The sequence below is a fragment of the Ectorhizobium quercum genome, from assembly GCF_026552795.1.
Taxonomy (GTDB): Bacteria; Pseudomonadota; Alphaproteobacteria; order Rhizobiales; family Rhizobiaceae; genus Ectorhizobium; species Ectorhizobium quercum.
On the sequence record NZ_JANFPI010000002.1, the window covers coordinates 22,347 to 41,232 of the forward strand.

Sequence of the window (18,886 nt, forward strand, 5' to 3'; positions counted from 1 at the left end):
AGAGATGACGCGTTTCGAGTGCGTCCGTTTTGAACGCACGGCGCGCCGCGTCAGGGATTTGCATCCACCGGCGGCGGCAGGGGCATCTGGATCACCCTCTCCTCGGCCGGAACGGGCATGTGGCCTTGCGTCGGCCGGCTTTCCTCGGCGGCCTTCCGGGCTTCCGCCTCGGCCCGCGCCCTGGCCTCCGCTTCCGCCCTGGCCCTGGCTTCCGCCTCCGCCCGCGCTTTGGCTTCCGTCTGCCGAACCTCCTCACGGAAGCGGTAGAGCGCGACCTCGCGGCGCAGGCGCTGCTTCTCCATCACATTGGCCTGCATGCGCTCCACCCGCCGGCGCTCGCGCTCGTAGGCGCGCAGCGAGAGGAAATTGGCGGCGTCCGACACATCCATGCTCATCGACGGCGCCCGGACGGGACCGTCGAAATGAAGCCGCGCCCCGGGAACGGCACCCGCCTCGGCGAAGTCGCCGGGATCGAAGGCAAGCTCCAGCGTGCCGTTCAGCACCTCGCCAGCGACCTTGAGGCGTCCGTTTGCCGCAATCCGGCCGTGCGCCGCGTTCATGACCACGCTCTGGACCCGGAACTCTCCCTCGGTAATCTGGAAGGGAACCTCGCCCGAACCCAGATCGGTCCGGCCGTTCTTCACCAGCGTTTCCAGCACCGGCGCGATCTTGGCCGTGGTGATTTCGCCCTGCATCAGGTCGGCCGCCGTCACCAGCGGCCCCATCACATCGAGATTGAGGCCATCGACGGCAAGGTCGGAAAAGCGCAGCAGGCCGGACCCGCCAAGACCCGAACGCAGGGCCGCCAGACTGCCGCCGAGACTTTCCGCCGAAAGCGCGAGATCCAGCTTGCCGGCCGCCATAGGCCGGCCATCCTGTTTCCATGCGAGAGCCGACACATCGGCGCCCGCCAGATCGAAGCCCAGCCGGAAAATGCCGTCGCTGCCGCCATTGGCCAGCACGACGCGTCCGCCAGAAAGCGTGCCGCCGAACCATTGCCCCTGCGCATCGGAAATTTCCAGCGTGCCCGAGCGGTAGGAAAGGCGGGCGCTGGCCGCCGTGATCGGGTCCGCAACACCGGGATCGAATTCGTCGACGCTGAGATCGAGCGCGATATCCGCATTGCCCGCCAGCGGCTTGCCGAACGCATCATCCGGCAGGTCGCCCGATACCGGATCGATGACTGGCCCGTACATCGCCTCTCCCAGCCAGGAAATGGCCGCATGGCCGAGCTTCAGCTCGCCCTCGATGTGCGGCAAGGGCGCATTGCGGGCAAGGGAAAGCCGGCCCGCCACCGGATTTTCACCGACGCTGCCGGCAAGGCCGGAGAAATCGAAACGCTCGGCGGCAATGGCGATATCACCCTCCAGCGTCGTCGGCAGGCTGTTTCCGATCTGCGGCACCGCGATGCCGTTCATCGCCAGATACGGCTCGACATTGGCGCTTTCGAGCTTGAAGCGCCCTTCGCCCTCGGCGAACGTCGCGCCTTCGAGCGCAAACCCGCCATCCACCTGAAATCGCGTCTGGTCGGTGGTGAAGCTCAGGGCAGTCTCGGCCGGGTTCCGGCCATCGGCCTTGACGGTCACGGCCAACAGCCCGCTGCCATCGGTCTCCAGCGGCAAGGGCGAAAAGCCGACCTGTCCGAACAGGATCGACGTATCGGGGTTCTCCAGCGTCGCATCGAGACGCAGGCGCGCCGATCCGTCGGTCAGGATCGCCAGACCTTCGGCCAGCTCGAATTGCAGCTCCGCCCCCAGACGCGACCCGTTCGCCGTACCGTTCAGGCGCACATGCACCGCCCCTTCGTCGCGCGGCGCGGCGGCGGATTCCACCGTGACGTCCATATCCCGGTAATAGGCCGCGTTGCGCCTCAGCATGGCGAGGAAGGGATGGTCCGGCAGTCTTTGGTCGAGCAGGCGGAACAGACCGGCCGGATCGGACGACTGCACATGCGCGTTCAGCACGCCGGCCTGCGGCCGCCCGCTGACCACGATGGACGAACCGGCCAGGTCGTCGACCGAAAGCCGGGAAATATCCACGACACCCTTGGAGCGCGTGACGACCGCATCCAGCGAACCGGCCTCGATTCCATCGGCGGTGAAGCGGTCGAGATCGAGCTTGGCGGCAAGCTCGTGGCCGGAAAACAGGTCGCCGCTTCCGAACAGCGCCAGAAAGGCCTGCGCCTCTCCCATGTCCAGAAGCTCGCCCTTGAGATCGGCCGAAAGCGACGGCGGCAGTTTCGCCAGCGTCTGGTGCTCCAGCCGGCCGGTCAGGTGGCTTTCGCCCAGTACGACCTCCAGCCGCTCGAAACGCTGGATGGTGCTGGACAGGCTGACGGCCGCGGAAAAACCGGCCTTGGAAATGTTGCGCACGGCCGGATCGACCGAACCGTTCAGCCAGTTGGCAAGCCCCGTAGGCTGCGAGGAGGCGACCAGCAGATTGCCGGCGAACGAGGGGTCGCCTGCAAGCCGCAGGCGGCCGGATGCCTCGACCTGCGTGCGGCCCGGCAGCACGGCCACGGCGCGCTCGACGATCCAGCCGGTGCCGGCGGGGCGCACGTCGAGCTGGATGTCGCGCAACGTCGTATCGCCGGCAACCACGGCCGGCAGGCGCAATGTCGCCTTGCCCTCGACCTGCGGCACGGGAATGGCCGCGGCGACCGAAAGCAGCGCATGGAGACGCCGTTCGAGCGAGCTTTCCGGCTGGCGTCCCGTCTTGGCCGCCGAACCGTTGACCTCCAGATCGCTGACGTCGATCTGCTGGCCTTCCGCCTTCAGCAGGAACTCCGGCTTCGCGCCCACGTCGAGCGTCGCCTCGCCGGTCACGAGATAGGGCGCGTCGGCCGCGCCGATCTCCAGCCGGTATTCCGGCACGCGCACGCGCTCGTTGGTCAGCTCGAAGGCGCCCTTCACGCGCGGCTGCGGCTTCTCGTCCTCGCCGCCGGTCAGCGCCGCGGAAAAATTGCCCTTGTAGACGGGCCGGGCCTCCTCGATGGCCAGGCTGCCATCCAGATCGATCTCGACCGGATGCGCCTCCGGCATCAGGCGCAGGCGCAGGCCGAGCGATGCCCGGTCGGAACTTTCCGCCGTATTGAGCGTGAAGCGCCCCTTCTCGCCGTCGACCGTCGCCTCTCCCTCGACCCGCCACGGCCCGGCGAGCGAGTGGGCCGACATGGCCGCCTCCAGCCCTTCCACCCGGCGGACACGGCCCGACTGCTCGTCGATGAACTCGATGCTGCCATCGGCGATCTGCACGCTTTCGAGGATCACGGTCCGGGCCGGCACGGAAGGCGTTGCGCCACGCACCCAGTCCATCCGCCCGTCGGCCAGCAGCCGCACCCGCGCCCGCGGCCTTTCGATGCGCATATCGAAGATGCGGGCCTCGCCGGACAGGAACGGGGCAAGCTCGGCGTCCATCGAGAAGCGGTCGATCTGCACGATCGGCGTGCCGTCCACGTCCTGGCCGACGCGCACATCGTGCAGGGTCACGGAGGGAAAGGGCAGAAGGCGCGCCTCGACCTTGCCGTTGACCGTCACCTTCTTGCCGAAGATGCGACTTGCCTGACGTTCGAAATCGGTGCGAAAATTCGTCCAGTCCACGAAAAACGGGGCCAGCAGCGCCGCAAACAGCACCGCAACCACCAATCCGCCCAGCGCTACAAGCAACTTTCCGAGCACTTCGACCCTCACACGGCCACATATCCACAATCCGGCCCTTGGACGTTCTTAAGGCCGGATTTTACGAAAATTATGTCGGCTGCCGCATCCCGGCAAACCAGGAGTGCCTGACAAACCCCGGCGTTGAGGATGACGCGAGATTTTTCGCTGTCCTACACGGCGCCGGCCGCAGTCGATGCCGGGGCATCGGAAAGGATCGGCAACGAAGCAGGCGTCGAAAGCACCGATCAGCCGACCCCGGAGATTTTGTCGGGCACTCTAAACGCAAACGGGCCGGTAGCAAGGCATAAAGCGCCCTGCCCCGGCCTCGTCGCGCGTTTTTGCGATGCCGGTCAGTCCTGCGGGAAAATCTTGCCGGGATTGAAGATGCCCTGCGGATCGAGCGCGTCCTTGATGGCGCGCATCGCCGCCAGCGCCGGGCCGATTTCCTCTTCCATATAGGCGACCTTGCCCTGCCCGACTCCATGCTCGCCGGTGCAGGTGCCGTCCATCGCAATGGCCCGATGCACGAGACGCTCGACGAAGGCCTCGACCTTCTCCACGTCCTTCGGGTCCTTGCCGTCATAGATCAGCAGCGTGTGGAAATTGCCGTCCCCGGCGTGTCCGACGATCGGCGCCAGCAGCCCATGCTCCTGAATGTCGGCATGGGTCTCCGCCACGCATTCGGCAAGCCGGGAAATCGGCACGCAGACATCGGTGGAAAAGCCGTCGAGATGCGGCGCCAGCGCCCGCGAGGCCCAGTAGGCGTTGTGGCGCGCCTTCCAGAGCCGTGCGCGCTCCTGCGGATCGACCGTCCAGACGAAATCCTCCGCGCCGTTTTCCGTCGCGATCTCGCGGAAGAGTTCCGATTGCAGGCGCACCGTTTCGGCATCGCCGTGAAATTCGAGGAACAGCGTCGGCTTCTCCGGCAGGGTCAGGCCGGAATAGGCGTTGCAGGCCCGGACCTGGATGTCGTCCAGCAGTTCGATGCGGGCGACCGGAATGCCCATCTGCACCGTCATGATGACCGCGTTGCAGGCCGATTGCACATCGGAAAAGGCGCAGACGCCGCCGCCGATCACCTCCGGAATGCCCTGAAGCCGCAGGGTGATCGACGTCAGCGCCCCCAGCGTGCCTTCGGCGCCGACGAAGAGCCGCGTCAGGTCGTAGCCGGCGGACGATTTGCGCGCCCGCCGTCCGGTACGGATTTCCTCGCCATTGGCCAGTACGGCCGTGACGGCAAGCACATTGTCCTTCATCGTGCCGTAGCGGACGGCGTTCGTGCCCGAGGCGCGGGTTGAGGCCATGCCGCCGATGGTGGCGTTGGCGCCCGGATCGATCGGGAAGAACAGCCCGGTGTCGCGCAGGTATTCGTTGAGCTGCTCGCGCGTCACGCCCGGTTCCACCGTGCAGTCCAGATCTTCCGCGTTCACCGAAAGGATACGGTTCATGCGGGTGAAATCCATCGAGATGCCACCGCTCGGCGCATTGACCTGGCCTTCCAGCGACGAGCCCGCCCCGAACGGAATGATCGGCACGCCGTGTTCGGCGCAGACGCGCACCACCGCCTGCACGTCGCCGGCGCCTTCCACGAAGACCACGCCGTCCGGAAGCTGCGACTTTAGCCCCGTGGCGGTGTGGGCGTGCTGCTCGCGGAAGGATTGTCCCGTCTGGAAGCGCTCGCCGAATTCCTGCTTCAGGATACCGAGGGCCTTTGCGATGCCCTCTTCGTTACGGGGCCCCGCCTTCACATTGCTGACAGTCATGGACGAACTCCTGCTCGGCGCAATTCCCGGACGGGCAATGGCGGTTTCCGTCCGGAATTGCGCGATAAGAAAAAACACCGGCGAAGGGCCTAGAAAGCCTCCTCCAGCCCGAAGCGAACCGAAGGCGGATATGCGCCGTAAAACCGGGGATGTCCAGACCATTTGCGGCCCGTTCCCCCCTTCTAGATCGGGGAAAAGAGGGTTTCCGCCCGCGCCACTTTCGCTCGTTGCGCCACGGATCGGCCTGCTTTGCAGGGATGATTGGAATGAAACCAGAACGCTTCGGCTGGTCTTTGCCGCCCGAATCACTACATTGAACGGCATGATGAACGGTTACGACGATATTCCCTTCTTCGAGGACGAACCGCCGAGGCAGCCGGCCAACGCGCCGGCCGGCGGCATAGCGGCGCGGGCGATGGCGGCGCGCGACCACGGCCGCGAGGCCCCGGATTATCTCGCCGGCCTCAATCCCGAACAGCGCGACGCCGTCGAGACTCTGGAAGGCCCGGTTCTCGTGCTCGCCGGCGCGGGCACGGGCAAGACGCGCGTGCTGACGACGCGCATCGCCCATATCCTGTCCTCCGGCCGCGCCTTTCCCTCGCAGATCCTCGCCGTGACCTTCACCAACAAGGCCGCCCGCGAGATGAAGGACCGCATCGCCCGTCTCGTCGGCGGCGCGGTGGAAGGCATGCCCTGGCTCGGCACGTTTCACTCCATCGGCGTCAAGCTGTTGCGCCGGCACGGCGAACTGGCCGGCCTGTCGTCCGATTTCACCATTCTCGACACCGACGATGTCGTCCGCCTCATCAAGCAGATCATCCAGGCCGAAGGGCTGGACGACAAGCGCTGGCCGGCCAAGCAGTTCGCCGGAATGATAGACGGCTGGAAGAACAAGGGGCTCGGCCCGGCCGACATTCCCGAAGGCGACGCCCGCGCCTTCGCCAACGGCAAGGGCCGCGAGCTTTACGCCGCCTACCAGGCGCGGCTGAAGAGCCTGAACGCCTGCGATTTCGGCGATCTGCTGATGCACCCGATCTCGATCTTCAAGCGCAATCCGGATCTCCTCAAGGAATATCACCGGCGCTTCCGCTACATTCTGGTGGACGAGTATCAGGACACCAACACCGCGCAGTATATCTGGCTGCGGCTGCTGGCCCAGCGCCCGCAGGGCGAGCCCCAGAACGTCTGCTGCGTCGGCGACGACGACCAGTCGATCTATGGCTGGCGCGGCGCGGAGGTGGACAACATCCTGCGCTTCGAAAAGGATTTCCCCGGAGCCAAGGTCGTCCGTCTGGAGCGTAACTACCGCTCGACGGAACATATTCTCGGCGCCGCCTCCCATCTCATCACCCATAACGAGGGCCGGCTCGGCAAGACCCTCTTCACCGACCGCCGCGATCCCGACGACGAAAAGGTGCAGGTCCACGCCGCGTGGGATTCGGAGGAGGAGGCCCGCGCCGTCGGCGAGGAGATCGAACAGCTCCAGCGCCAGGAGCATAACCTCAACGGCATCGCCATCCTCGTGCGCGCCTCCTTCCAGATGCGCGAGTTCGAAGACCGCTTCGTCACGCTGGGGCTGAACTACCGCGTCGTCGGCGGTCCGCGCTTCTACGAGCGCCTGGAAATCCGCGATGCGATGGCCTATTTCCGCCTCGTCTGCCAGCCGGCGGACGACCTTGCCTTCGAGCGCATCATCAACACGCCGAAGCGCGGCCTCGGCGACACCAGCGTGCGCGCCCTGCACGACTACGCCCGCGCCCGCGACATGCCGATGCTGGCCGCTGCCGACGATATCGTCAATTCCGACGAGTTGAAGCCCAAGGCCCGCAAGGCGCTGACCGACGTGGTGACGGACTTCCGCCGCTGGCAATCGCTGCTGGAAAACACCCCGCACACCGATCTTGCCGAACAGATCCTCGAGGAGTCCGGCTACACGGACATGTGGAAGAACGACAAGTCGGCGGAAGCGCCGGGCCGTCTGGAAAACCTCAAGGAACTCATCCGCTCGATGGAAAGCTTCGAATCGATGCGCGGCTTCCTCGAACACGTCTCGCTGGTCATGGATGCCGAGCAGAACGAGGATATGGAAGCCGTCTCGATCATGACCCTGCATTCGGCCAAGGGGCTGGAGTTCGACACGGTGTTCCTGCCCGGATGGGAGGAAGGGCTGTTCCCGCACCAGCGCTCGCTGGACGAAGGCGGCCGCGCCGGGCTGGAGGAAGAACGCCGCCTCGCCTATGTCGGCATCACCCGCGCCAAGCGCCGCTGCCACATCTGGTTCGTCTCCAACCGCCGCATCCACGGCCTGTGGCAATCGACTCTGCCGTCGCGCTTCCTCGACGAGCTTCCCGCCGCCCATGTCGATGTCGCCATGCCGGAAACCTCCTATGGCGGTTACGGCCGCGGCGGCTACGGCCAGTCGCGCTTCGACAAGGCCGATCCCTTCGCCAATACCTATTCGACACCGGGCTGGAAGCGCGCGCAGGAAAACCGCAACGACGCGACGCGCAACAACTGGGGCAACCGCTCCGGCCACGCCGTCGAGCGGGTCGGTTATGGCGAAAGCGGCCCGCGCTCACGTACCATCGAAGGCGAGCTGGTGGCCAAGAGCGTGGCGGAAACGCCCTCGCGCTTCGAAATCGGCGACCGCGTCTTCCACATGAAGTTCGGCAATGGCAATATCGCCGGCATCGAGGGCAACAAGCTCACCATCGATTTCGACCGCGCCGGCCAGAAGCGCGTGCTGGACGGCTTCGTCGAAAAAGCCCGTTAGAGCGGGTTCAGCGTTTCACGGAATCGCAGAACCGCTCCATCTCATTGTTTTCACGCAATTCCGGACGGAAAACCGCTACGCACTTTTCCTGGAATTGCTCTAAAGGAAACCGACGCATGCTCGACCACCTCTCCGTCGCCGTGAGCGACATAGGCCGCAGCAAGGCCTTCTACACCGCTGCCCTCGCAACCCTCGGCTATCGTCCGCTCAAGGATTTCGGCGATGCCGTCGGTTTCAGCGACGGCAAGGGCACCGACCCCGGCGGCGATTTCTGGATCGTCGAGAAAAAGCCCTCCCTGCCGCTTCCCCATTTCGCCTTTTCGGCCGCAACACGCGAGGAGGTCGACGCCTTCTTCGCCGCGGCCATTGCAGCCGGCGGCGGCGATAACGGCCCGCCCGGTATCCGCCAGGCCTATCACCCGCATTACTACGCCGCCTTCGTCATCGACCCGGACGGCTACAATATCGAAGCCGTCTGCCACGCCGGCTGACGGGACACCCCCATGAAACACGCTCCGGCGACACAAGGCGGCGCCCGCATGGGCTATGTGGAACTGCCCGGCGACGGCCCCGTCCTTGTCTTCATACACGGGCTCGGCAGTTCATCGCTGCCCTATTTCACCCCGGTTGCCGCCGATCCCGCCCTTGCCGGCGCCCGCTCGCTGCTCGTCGATCTTCTCGGCTTCGGCATCAGCGACCGCCCGCATGATTTCGGCTACACGATCCCCGAACAGGCGCGCGCCGTCGCCACGTTTCTGGATAAGCTGAACATCGCCGGGGCGCACGTCGTCGCGCACAGCATGGGAGGCTCCATCGCCATCCATCTGGCCAGCGAACGCACCGATCTCGTTGCGGGACTGGTGACTGTGGAGCCCAACCTCCTCCCCTCCAGACGGCCCCGGGTCGAGCCCTATACGGAAGAAACCTTCGTCACCAAAGGCTTCGCCCGGGCGCTGGCGACCTGCGGCGAGGCCTGGGTAGCGACGATGCGCCTTGCCGACCCGGTGGCCCTCTTCCGCGCCGAAAACGCTTTGGGACGGAACATGCCGGCCGATCTGGCCGAGCGTTATCTGCGCCTTCCCATGCCGCGGCTGATGATCCGCGGCGCGCTGACTGCCTGTCATCCGTGTGAGGAAGAGATCGCGGCAGCCGGGATTCCGGTGGCAACGATCCCGGATGCGGGGCATAACACCATGCTCGATAATCACGCTGCCTTCGTCTCCGCACTCGCCGCCTTCCTGCCGCGCTGAGACGCGACGGCAAGGCGCAGACATAAATCGGAGACCCGTCCCATGCCTCTCACCGCCCCGACGCTGATGGAAGTCACCCGCTGGCGCCGCAAGCTGCACGCCAGACCGGACATTTCCGGCGAGGAGCACGAGACGGCAAGGGAAGTCGTCGATTTCCTGTCTCCCACGAGGCCGGACCGCGTGATCACGGGCCTCGGGGGCACCGGCGTCGCCGTCATCTATCAGGGCACCGAGCCCGGCCCGACCGTCGCGATCCGCGCCGAACTCGACGCCCTACCGATTTTCGAAACCGGCACGCCGCCGTGGCGCTCGACCGTCGCCGGCAAGGGCCACATGTGCGGCCATGACGGACACATGGCGATCCTCGCCGCCGTCGGCCATGCGCTCGGGAACAGGCGCCCGCGGCGCGGCCGCGCCGTCCTGCTGTTCCAGCCGGCGGAGGAAACCGGCGCGGGGGCCGCCGCGATGATCGGCGACGGACAGTTTGCCGACGCCCGGCCGGACGTCACCCTGTCCCTGCACAACATGCCGGGCCTGCCCTTCGGTCATGTCTGGCTGAAGGAAGGCACGGCCAACTGCGCTTCGCAGGGGCTGAGGATCGTCCTCACCGGACGCACCGCCCATGCTTCGCTGCCCCACACCGGCCTCTCGCCGGCGCCGGCGATCGCCGACCTCGTTCCGGCCCTGACCGCCCTTGGCGGCGGTTCGCTGGAAACGGGCGACCTGACCCTTGCCACCGTCACCCATGTACGGATCGGCGAACCGACCTTCGGCATCGCGCCGGGCGAAGGGGAGATCCGGGTAACGCTGCGCACCCAGACGGACGCGGCGATGGCGGCAGTGCGGGCTGCGGCGGAAGACTGCGCGCGCGCCGCGGCGCAGCGCGACGGCCTGACGGTACTGTTCGAGGAACACGATGTCTTCCGCGCTGCGGTCAATCACCCGCAGGCGGTCGCCCTTCTCAGGAATGCGCTGGATGCCGAAGGCGTACCGCATAGCGAAGGCGAAGCCATGCGCGCGTCGGAGGATTTCGGGCGCTTCGCGGATATCTCCGCCTCTGCCATGTTCTTCCTCGGCGCCGGCGAGACGCATCCCGCCCCGCATAGTCCAGACTACGATTTTCCCGACGACCTCATCCCCATCGGCGCGCGCATCTTCCTGCGCGCCATCCATGACCTGCTGGACTGAAGGCGGCCTTAGTCCTTGGCGCGCATGTAGTCGACCAGCGTACGCTTCGGCTTGTCGCCGTTCTGCGCGACGGAAAGCGTGGGCCTGCGGCCGTCATGGCGCTCGACGATGACCATATGCGTCACCTCGCCACGCCGGAACGCCTTCAGGAACCGGTCGTACTGGGCGAAGGCCACGCAGCCGTGCGAATCGCCCTTGCGCGGCAGAAGATAGCTGTGAGCGAGAAGACCGGTGCGGCCCTTCGGCGCGATCCCGTCGATCGGGTTGAGGCGGATGGCCGCCACGCCGTGGAAGAGCTTCTCGCGCATGGTCAGCTTGTAGGTGCCGGGCGGCGTCGCGCCGCGCATCTTCACATGCGTGAATTTCGGGTTGTCGCGCATCTCGCCGATGCCGGAATGGGCCTCGAGCTTCTCGCCGTTCGGCATGTGGACCACGGCATTGGTGATGTCGTAGACGGCGATCTTCGTGCCGCGGTCCGGCCACGGAACGGACTTGCCGAGGCTCCGGGCAGGATTGTCCGGACGCGCGAAGGCCAGCGCCTTGGTCGCGGGCTCCTCGGCGTCGCGGGCAGCAACGGCCGGGGCCGGCTTCGCCGGACGATCGGGCCTGGTGGCTACCGCCGGACGGCGAACCGGCAGCGGAACGGCCGCCGGCAAGGCGCCCGATTCGGCTTCGGCAACCGTTTCCTCGACCGCGGCCTGCTCCATGATCCTGACGGTATCGGCATCGATGGAAGCCACCTCGACGGATGCTTCCTCCGGCGCGTTCCAGGCGACGTTGCTCCTAGGGGCAAGGGTGAGGGTCTCGCTGAGCGCCGCCGCCAGCGCGGTGCGGACGGTCTCGGCTTCGGGGCGCTTCTCCAGAACCGCGGCGATCCGCCGGTTTTCCTCGTCGGCCCGAAATGCCGCCTGAAGCCGTTCGCGCACCAGATCGCCCTGCGGGCGGTTGGCGGAGCGGTGGGCAAGATCGGCATGGGTCAGCCGTTCCGCCTTGCCGGCGGCAGGCGCGATGCGCTTGAACTTGACGGAATGGACGATCCTCTCGCCGTTCGGCGTCGGCCGCGCTTCCGCGACCCTGATGGCGAGCGGCGCCGAAAGCGTCCGCTCGTGAACAGAGAGAGCAAGCCCCTGCATGCTGGCGAGGCTGCCGGCGACCCAGCCGCCGACAGCAAGCCCGATACCGATCAGGACGGTGCGGCTGAAAAAGCCGCCTCGTTCTGCCGCCTTGCGGACCGGGAGATGACGGCCTTCGCCGCCCTTTGCAGATTTCTTGGCCATCACACGCGCCATTTACCCCTTACTCCTCCCCGGCTGTTTTAACATTCACGCAACGGCCGGGCACTTGAGCAGGATCAAGAACGGTTCGTTTCGCGAACCCCGTTCCTGTCTGCCGGTAATGGCAAGCATGGGCAATTATAGTAACCAATCCGTTTACAACGCCCCCGGATATTTACGAATGTGCAGCCGCCCCTTAACCATAGAAGGCGACGGAAGTTTAACCCCATTGCGACGGAAGCGGGGCAATCGACCGCACCGATGGCCCTTGAACCGCCGGCGGCGGCTTGGCATGGTTGGTTTCCGGGAAAGGTGAAGGAGACACCATGAACGCGCTGCTGCTCATCGACCTGCAAAACGGCTTCTGCCCCGGCGGCAGCCTTCCCGTGCCGGATGGCGATTCCATCATGCCGATCGCCAACCGCCTGATGAAGAGCGGCCACTACGGCCTGATCGTCGCCTCGCAGGACTGGCACCCGGCCGATCACGGCAGCTTCGCCTCCCGGCACCCCGGCAAAAGACCGTTCGAGATGGGCGAGCTTTCCGGCAAGCCGCAGATGCTGTGGCCGGATCATTGCGTGCAGGAAACGAAGGACGCCGAGTTCCATCCGGCGCTGGAAACCCGCCACATCGCCTATGTGCAGCGCAAGGGCGAGAATCCCGAGGTCGACAGCTATTCCGCCTTCCGCGACAACGACCGCGCCGCGCTCACCGGCCTTGCCACCTATCTGCGCAACAAGCGCGTGACGGAGCTGGATATTTGCGGCCTTGCCACGGATTACTGCGTGAAATTCTCCGCGCTCGACGCCGTGGACATGCTGCCCGGCGTCAAGGTGCGCTTCATCGCCGATGCCAGCCGAGGCATTGCCCCCCAGGGCGTTTCGGACGCCATCGCCGAGATGGAGGCGGCGGGCATCGCCATCGTCGACAGTTCGGACGTTCTCGCCGGCTGACCGGCCCGGTTGACCGACCTTGCGGCGCGAGCCCGACCCTTCGCGTCATTGCATTTCCGGGCCGCCCGCGGTAATCCCGCATGGGTGTCCGGGAGGGACCGGCGATGGCCTTGCGGCCCATCGCCGCGCAGGGTGGAGAATTGCGGATGGAAACGGTGAAATCCATCGCCGGACTGCGGGCGCGGCTCGCACCGGCGAAATCCGAAGGCAGGCGCATCGGCTTCGTGCCGACGATGGGATACCTGCACAAGGGCCATATGGAGCTTGTCGCCCGCGCGCGGGCGCAAAACGACGTGGTCGTGGTCTCGATCTTCGTCAATCCCCTGCAATTCGGCGCGAACGAGGATCTCGCCGCCTATCCGCGCGACCCTGGCCGCGACAGCAAGCTGCTGGAAGCCGCGGGCGTCGACATCCTCTTCGCCCCGGACGTCGCTGACATGTATCCGCGGCCGATGGAAACGGTGGTCGACGTTCCCCGGCTCGGCTCCGAACTGGAAGGCGCCGTCCGCCCCGGCCATTTCGCCGGTGTCGCCACCGTCGTGACCAAGCTTTTCAATATCGTCGGGCCGGATGCGGCCTATTTCGGCGAGAAGGACTACCAGCAGGTGGCCGTCATCCGCCGCATGGTGGAAGACCTCGCCCAGCCGGTGCGCATCGTTCCGGTGCCGACGGTGCGGGAAGAGGACGGCCTCGCCTGCTCGTCGCGCAACGTCTATCTGTCGCCGGAAGAACGCGCCGCCGCCGTGATCGTGCCGAAGGCGCTGGCGGAAGCCGAGCGGCTTTACGCCGCCGGCATCGCGACCGCCGGCGAACTGGAGGCCGCTCTCGCCCGTTTCGTCGAGGCGGAGCCGAAGGCCGTTGTCGAGGTGATCGCCGTGCGCGATCCCGACACGCTGGAGACCGTGGACCGGATCGACGGGCGGCCCGTTCTGGTCCTGCTCTTCATCCGGATCGGGCAGACGAGGCTGCTCGACAACCGCGTTATCGGAAAGGAGCGCTGACATGAGCGCGCCCACCCGCCCGAAACGGTTCGGCCCAGCCGCCATCACCGCCCTCAAGGGCCAGCGCCCCATCGTCGCGCTGACCGCCTACACGACGCCGATGACGAAATTGCTCGATCCGCATTGCGATCTCCTGCTTGTCGGAGACTCGCTCGGCATGGTGCTCTACGGACTGGAAACGACGGTCGGCGTCACCCTCGAAATGATGATCGCCCACGGCCAGGCCGTCATGCGCGGGGCGGCAACGGCCTGCGTGGTCGTCGACATGCCGTTCGGTTCCTATCAGGAATCGAAGGAACAGGCGTTTCGCAACGCCGCGCGCATCCTCAAGGAAACCGGAGCCGACGCCGTGAAACTGGAAGGCGGCGCGGAAATGGCCGAAACGGTGTCCTTCCTCGTCACGCGCGGCGTTCCGGTCTGCGGACATGTCGGCCTGATGCCGCAGCAGGTGAACGCCACCGGCTATCGCTCGCAGGGCCATACCGAAGGCGAAGCCGCCAAAATCCGCCGCGACGCCGAGGCCATCGGCAAGGCCGGCGCCTTCGCCGTGGTGGTGGAAGGCACGGTGGAGCCGCTGGCCCGGGAGATCACGGCGAGCATCGCCGTCCCGACCATCGGGATCGGCGCATCGCCCGCCTGCGACGGCCAGATTCTGGTTTCCGACGACATGCTCGGCCTGTTCAGCGACTTCAGGCCGCGCTTCGTCAAGCGCTTCGCCGATCTCGCCCCGCTGATCGCGCAGGCGGCCGAAGCCTATGCCGAAGAGGTCCGGTCGCGGACCTTCCCCGGCCCCGAGCACACCTTCAGGCGACGTCCCGGCGCGGATTGATCGGCTGGGGCGAAGGCGCCGCTCAGCGCTTGCCCGGCACCGGCAAGGGCTTCTCCAGCATGCGGATCGCATCGGAAAGATCGTCCATCTTCCCGAGCATCGCGGCCTCGGCATCGAGAAGGCCGCGATTGTAGAAGACCGGCCCGAGAGTTTCCGTCAGGAAATCGAGAAAGAGTTCGGCCTGAAGGCCGCCGATCTCCTGATCCAACTCCTCGGCGAAATAGCGCCGGATCGTCTCGGCAAGCGCCGCGCGCTCCGGCTTGGAAAACACGATCCCGCTATTCACGGTTCAGCCGCTCGACGGGCGCGGTCGCCTTTTCCAGCCATGCCTTCGCCTCCGGGGTGCGGATGAGCGGCATCAGCATGTCGCGGGTGCGGGCGTGGTAGTCGTTGAGCCACAGAAGTTCCTCGCCCGACAGGAACGAGGTCAGCACCAGCCGCGTGTCGATCGGGCAATAGGTCAGCGTCTCGAAGCTCAGCATCGGCATGTCGCCGCCCTCGACCTCTTCCGGCTCGCGGACATAGAGCAGGTTCTCGATCCGGATGCCGAACTCGCCGGGGCGGTAATAGCCCGGCTCGTTCGAGAGGATCATGCCCGGCAGCAGTTCCTGCATCGCCGCGCGGGAAATACGCTGCGGGCCCTCATGCACCGACAGGTAGGAGCCGACGCCATGACCCGTTCCGTGGCCGTAGTCGACGCCGGCTTTCCACAGCGCGGCACGCGCCAGCGGATCGAGATCCACGCCGCGCGTGCCCTTCGGAAAGCGTGCCGTGGAAATGGCAATCATGCCTTTCAGCACCAGCGTGTAGAAGCGGCGCTGCTCCGCCGGCACCTCGCCGATGGCGACCGTGCGGGTGATATCCGTCGTTCCGTTCACATACTGCGCGCCCGAATCGACCAGAAACATCTCGCCCGCCTCCAGCCCGCGGTCGGTATCGGTGGTCACGCGATAATGGATGATCGCGGCATTCGGCCCGGAGCCGGCAATCGTGTCGAAGGAAATGTCCTTCAGCGGGTTCTGCATCGCCTCGCCCATGCGGCGGCGGGCGTCCTCGAGCGCCTCCACCGCCCCGATTTCCGTAACGGAACCGGGCGGCTGGGTGTCGAGCCAGCAGAGAAACTCCACCATCGCCGCGCCATCCTGAAGATGGGCGGCGGCCGATCCGTTGATTTCGACCGCATTCTTGCAGGCGCGCGGCAGCCGGGCCGGATCGGCACCTTCGACGACAACGCCGCCCGCCTTGCGCACCGCCTCGGCCAGCGCGACGGACGTGACGTCGGGATCGATCAGGATCTTCGCGCCGCCAGCGGCGAGTTCGCCCAGATAATCCGGCAGCGCCTCCGGGCCCATCTGGGTGGCCATCTGCGTCAGATAGGCCTCCTGCTCGATGCCGGTCTTGCGCCGGTCGAGGAAGATGGCGGCGCTCCCGTCCGCCCGGACGACGGCGCGCGACAGCGGATGCGGCGTATGGGGCACGTCATTGCCGCGGATGTTGAAGATCCATGCCACCGAGGACGGATCGGCGATCAGCGCGGCCTCGGCGCCCGCCTTCCTCAGCCCGGTGGCGATGTCGAGGATCTTCTCGTGCGCGGAAAGACCGGAAACGTTCTCCGCCTGTATGGAAACCGGCCCGAGCGGCTCGCCGGGACGGTTGGTCCAGATGTCGTCGAGCGGGTTGCTGTCCAGAAACACGAGCGCGCCGTCAACCGTCGCCAGCGCCTTTTCCAGACGCTTCACCTCCGCGCCGGTGTGCAGCCGGGGATCGATGCCCAGCCGGAACCCCTTGCCGGCATTCTTCTCGATCCACACCGGCGGCGGCGCTCCGACGAGATCGCCGCCGGTAAACACGTCGGGATCGACCTGCCGGGCAAGCTGCGTCGTATAGCGCCCGTCGACGAACACCACGGCCTGCGCCTGCGTGACCAGAACCACGCCGGCCGAGCCGGTGAAACCCGTCAGCCAGGCAAGGCGCTCAGACGAGGCAGGAACGTATTCTCCCTGATATTCATCGGCGCGGGGCACGAGGAAACCATCGACGCCGAGATCGGTAAGACGCGCGCGAAGCGCGGCAATCCGCTCCTTGCCGAACTGCGGTTCGGACGAATTGTCGAACGACTGGAACATGACTGGCCTTTCTGAATTGCGGACGAATCCATCAGCCAGGATTTTAGATCAGGATTACGACCGCCGCGAAACGGTTTTCGGGCGCTTTCGTGTCAGCCCCGGCGTTCGAGGCGGATCGTCACCCAGCCGTTGCGCCAGATCGTCCGCACATGGGCGAGGCCGGCGCCGTTATAGGCGGACAGAACCTTCCACCGCTGCGCAGCCAGGATGCCCGACAGGATGACGGTTCCGTGCGGCGCAAGATGCCGCGCCAGTTCCGGCGCCATCCTGATGAGCGGGCGGGCGAGGATATTGGCGATGATGACGTCGAACGGCCCGTATGCGCGAAAGGCCGGGGAATGGAACCCGGGCGCCGTCTCGAAGGCCAGGCCGCTGGCGATGCCGTTGAGCCGGGCATTTTCCCGCGCCACCCGCACCGCCACCGGATCGATGTCGGTGGCCAGCACCGGAATGGGACGCAGCTTGCGCACCGCGATCGCTAGCACGCCGGAGCCGGTGCCGAGATCGAGCGCATTGCGCGCGGTGCGGGCCTTGAACACGTCCTCGATCATTTCGAGGCAGCCGGCGGTCGTGCCGTGATGCCCGGTTCCGAAGGCCTGCCCGGCCTCGATCTCGATGGCGAGATCGTTGGCCTGCACCTTGTCGCGGTCGTGGCTGCCGTGAACGAGGAAACGCCCCGCCCTCACCGGCTTCAGCCCCTCGAGCGACATGGCGATCCAGTCCGCGTCGGGAATCGTCTCCTTCTCGATCGGAAAACCGGCAAACTCCGAAGAAAGCGCCTCGGTAATCCGCGCCCGGACATAGGCCTCGTCCTCGGCCATGAGATAAACCGAGGCTTCCCAGATGTCCCTGCTTTCGTCGATTTCCTGCGTCGCCAGCGCGAAGTCCTCCTCGCCGAAGGCAAGGGTCAGGAGATCGAGAATCTGTTCGGCCTGCTTTTCGCTGGCGCGCACGTAAAGACGGAGTTCACTCAACGGGCCGGTCTTTCCTGTCGGGGCGGCTCCGGGCAGGCGCGGGCAAACCCGCATGCGCAATTGCCCGAGACGTCCGGATGGCTTCGGGCCGTGGCTTGCCATAAAGCGCCCCGCATCGCAAGCATCAGCCCTTGCCGATCAGATCCCTGATCTTGGAAATCGCGCTTTCCGCTTCCTCGCCATAGGAAATCGTGCCGCGGAACCGTCCCTGACCGTCGAGAAGATAGACGGCGGCGGTATGGTCCATCGTGTATTCGCCGTCTTCGGTCGGAACCCTGCGGGCATAGACGCGGTATCCCTTCAGCACCCGTTCGATCTCGGCGGGTTCGCCGGTAATGCCGAACACGCGGTCCGACATGGCCGGGACATACTCCGCCAGCACCTCCGGCGTGTCGCGCTCGGGATCGACGGTCACGAAGAAGGCGCGAACCTTGTCGCCGGCCGGATCGGCCTCCTTCAGCCATCCGTCCATTTCGTAGAGCGTCGTCGGGCAGATTTCCGGGCAATGGGTGAAGCCGAAGAATATCAGCGCCGGCCGGCCGCGCAGCGCCTGCTCGGTGATCGGCTGCTCGTCCTGCCCGGTCAGGGCGAAGGCGACGCCGAACGGCTGGTCGCTGAGATTGCGCTGGGAACGGTTGATCTCGGTGGCGAGCCATCCGACCATCCCGGCCAGAAGCAGGATGCTCGCGGCTATGGCGATCCGGAATTTCCTCATGGCTCGTTCCCGTCTTTCTGTTCGGCAGGGACCTGCGGCGGCGCGCATCGCTCGTGACCGGCAAAGGGTGCCGTAACACTTTAAAAACGCTGCACGATTCGGCCCTCAAGCCGATTCCGGCCCAAGGACAGGTTCATGCAGTAGCGCGGCGGGGCGTCAAAGGCAAATCACACCCGTGTTCCCGGCAGGACACCACATTCACGAGGCAGCCGTCAGAGGCACCAGTTGATCGCGCTATCGGAAAGAGCGAGGAAAATGTCCGGCCCGTAATGCAGCCATGCGGAAAAAGCGGCGGTGGTGAACACGCCGGCCAGGGCCAGGCCGGCGGCGATCACAAGCGGGCGGAACCGGAATGTCTGTTCAGCGGGCGGCGTCATGATG

General features: G+C 66.2%; 15 protein-coding genes. 7 read left to right on the plus strand and 8 right to left on the minus strand.

All coding sequences use genetic code 11. The features are described from left to right. Positions 1–50 precede the first annotated feature (50 nt). Positions 51–3,677 carry an AsmA family protein gene (locus tag NOF55_RS04865; RefSeq protein ID WP_306410223.1) on the minus strand — a complete coding sequence of 1,209 codons (3,627 nt, stop codon included), beginning with the start codon at positions 3,675–3,677 and terminating at the stop codon, positions 51–53. Positions 3,678–4,009: 332 nt separating this feature from the next. Further along, on the minus strand, positions 4,010–5,422 hold the full coding sequence (locus tag NOF55_RS04870) for an FAD-binding oxidoreductase (protein ID WP_306410224.1): 1,413 nt from the start codon (positions 5,420–5,422) through the stop codon (positions 4,010–4,012). 322 nt (positions 5,423–5,744) lie between these two features. Between NOF55_RS04870 and NOF55_RS04875 the strand changes: the two genes are divergently transcribed. The 4 genes from NOF55_RS04875 (at position 5,745) to NOF55_RS04890 (ending at position 10,633) form a co-directional block, all read left to right on the plus strand. After that, the gene (locus NOF55_RS04875) at positions 5,745–8,195 is read left to right on the plus strand and encodes an ATP-dependent helicase (protein WP_306410932.1); all 2,451 of its coding nucleotides are present in this window, start codon (positions 5,745–5,747) and stop codon (positions 8,193–8,195) included. A gap of 116 nt (positions 8,196–8,311) precedes the next feature. Continuing rightward, positions 8,312–8,686: a VOC family protein gene (locus tag NOF55_RS04880; RefSeq protein ID WP_306410225.1), complete on the plus strand. Its 375-nt coding sequence runs from the start codon at positions 8,312–8,314 to the stop codon at positions 8,684–8,686. A gap of 12 nt (positions 8,687–8,698) precedes the next feature. After that, positions 8,699–9,445 (plus strand): alpha/beta fold hydrolase, encoded by a 747-nt coding sequence (locus tag NOF55_RS04885; protein ID WP_306410226.1) that lies wholly within the window; start codon positions 8,699–8,701, stop codon positions 9,443–9,445. Positions 9,446–9,487: 42 nt separating this feature from the next. Continuing rightward, on the plus strand, positions 9,488–10,633 hold the full coding sequence (locus NOF55_RS04890; RefSeq protein WP_306410227.1) for an amidohydrolase: 1,146 nt from the start codon (positions 9,488–9,490) through the stop codon (positions 10,631–10,633). Between the two features lie 8 nt (positions 10,634–10,641). Here the strand turns inward: NOF55_RS04890 and NOF55_RS04895 are convergent, their stop codons facing one another. Next, positions 10,642–11,922: a DUF2778 domain-containing protein gene (locus tag NOF55_RS04895; protein ID WP_306410228.1), complete on the minus strand. Its 1,281-nt coding sequence runs from the start codon at positions 11,920–11,922 to the stop codon at positions 10,642–10,644. A gap of 311 nt (positions 11,923–12,233) precedes the next feature. Between NOF55_RS04895 and pncA the strand changes: the two genes are divergently transcribed. From pncA to panB, 3 genes are all read left to right on the plus strand, one after another. Further along, the gene (pncA, locus tag NOF55_RS04900) at positions 12,234–12,860 is read left to right on the plus strand and encodes a bifunctional nicotinamidase/pyrazinamidase (RefSeq protein WP_306410229.1); all 627 of its coding nucleotides are present in this window, start codon (positions 12,234–12,236) and stop codon (positions 12,858–12,860) included. Positions 12,861–13,006: 146 nt separating this feature from the next. Next, positions 13,007–13,861 (plus strand): pantoate--beta-alanine ligase, encoded by an 855-nt coding sequence (gene panC, locus NOF55_RS04905; RefSeq protein ID WP_306410933.1) that lies wholly within the window; start codon positions 13,007–13,009, stop codon positions 13,859–13,861. Position 13,862: 1 nt separating this feature from the next. Continuing rightward, the gene (panB, locus tag NOF55_RS04910) at positions 13,863–14,690 is read left to right on the plus strand and encodes a 3-methyl-2-oxobutanoate hydroxymethyltransferase (protein ID WP_306410230.1); all 828 of its coding nucleotides are present in this window, start codon (positions 13,863–13,865) and stop codon (positions 14,688–14,690) included. Between the two features lie 22 nt (positions 14,691–14,712). Here panB and NOF55_RS04915 read toward each other — a convergent pair whose 3' ends face one another. The 5 genes from NOF55_RS04915 to NOF55_RS04935 form a co-directional block, all read right to left on the minus strand. Continuing rightward, the gene (locus NOF55_RS04915) at positions 14,713–14,976 is read right to left on the minus strand and encodes a DUF2164 domain-containing protein (protein ID WP_370868927.1); all 264 of its coding nucleotides are present in this window, start codon (positions 14,974–14,976) and stop codon (positions 14,713–14,715) included. Then, positions 14,969–16,816, minus strand: coding sequence for an aminopeptidase P family protein (locus NOF55_RS04920; RefSeq protein ID WP_306410231.1), 1,848 nt, complete (start codon positions 16,814–16,816; stop codon positions 14,969–14,971). Before NOF55_RS04920 ends, NOF55_RS04915 begins: the two co-directional genes overlap by 8 nt. Before the next feature lie 92 nt (positions 16,817–16,908). Next, entirely contained in the window at positions 16,909–17,790 is an 882-nt protein-coding gene (locus NOF55_RS04925; RefSeq protein ID WP_306410232.1) for a 50S ribosomal protein L11 methyltransferase, read from the minus strand. A 124-nt stretch (positions 17,791–17,914) separates the two neighbouring features. Then, positions 17,915–18,505, minus strand: a complete 591-nt coding sequence (locus NOF55_RS04930) for an SCO family protein (protein ID WP_306410233.1) — start codon at positions 18,503–18,505, stop codon at positions 17,915–17,917. A 212-nt stretch (positions 18,506–18,717) separates the two neighbouring features. Next, positions 18,718–18,882, minus strand: a complete 165-nt coding sequence (locus tag NOF55_RS04935) for a hypothetical protein (protein WP_306410234.1) — start codon at positions 18,880–18,882, stop codon at positions 18,718–18,720. Positions 18,883–18,886 lie beyond the last annotated feature (4 nt).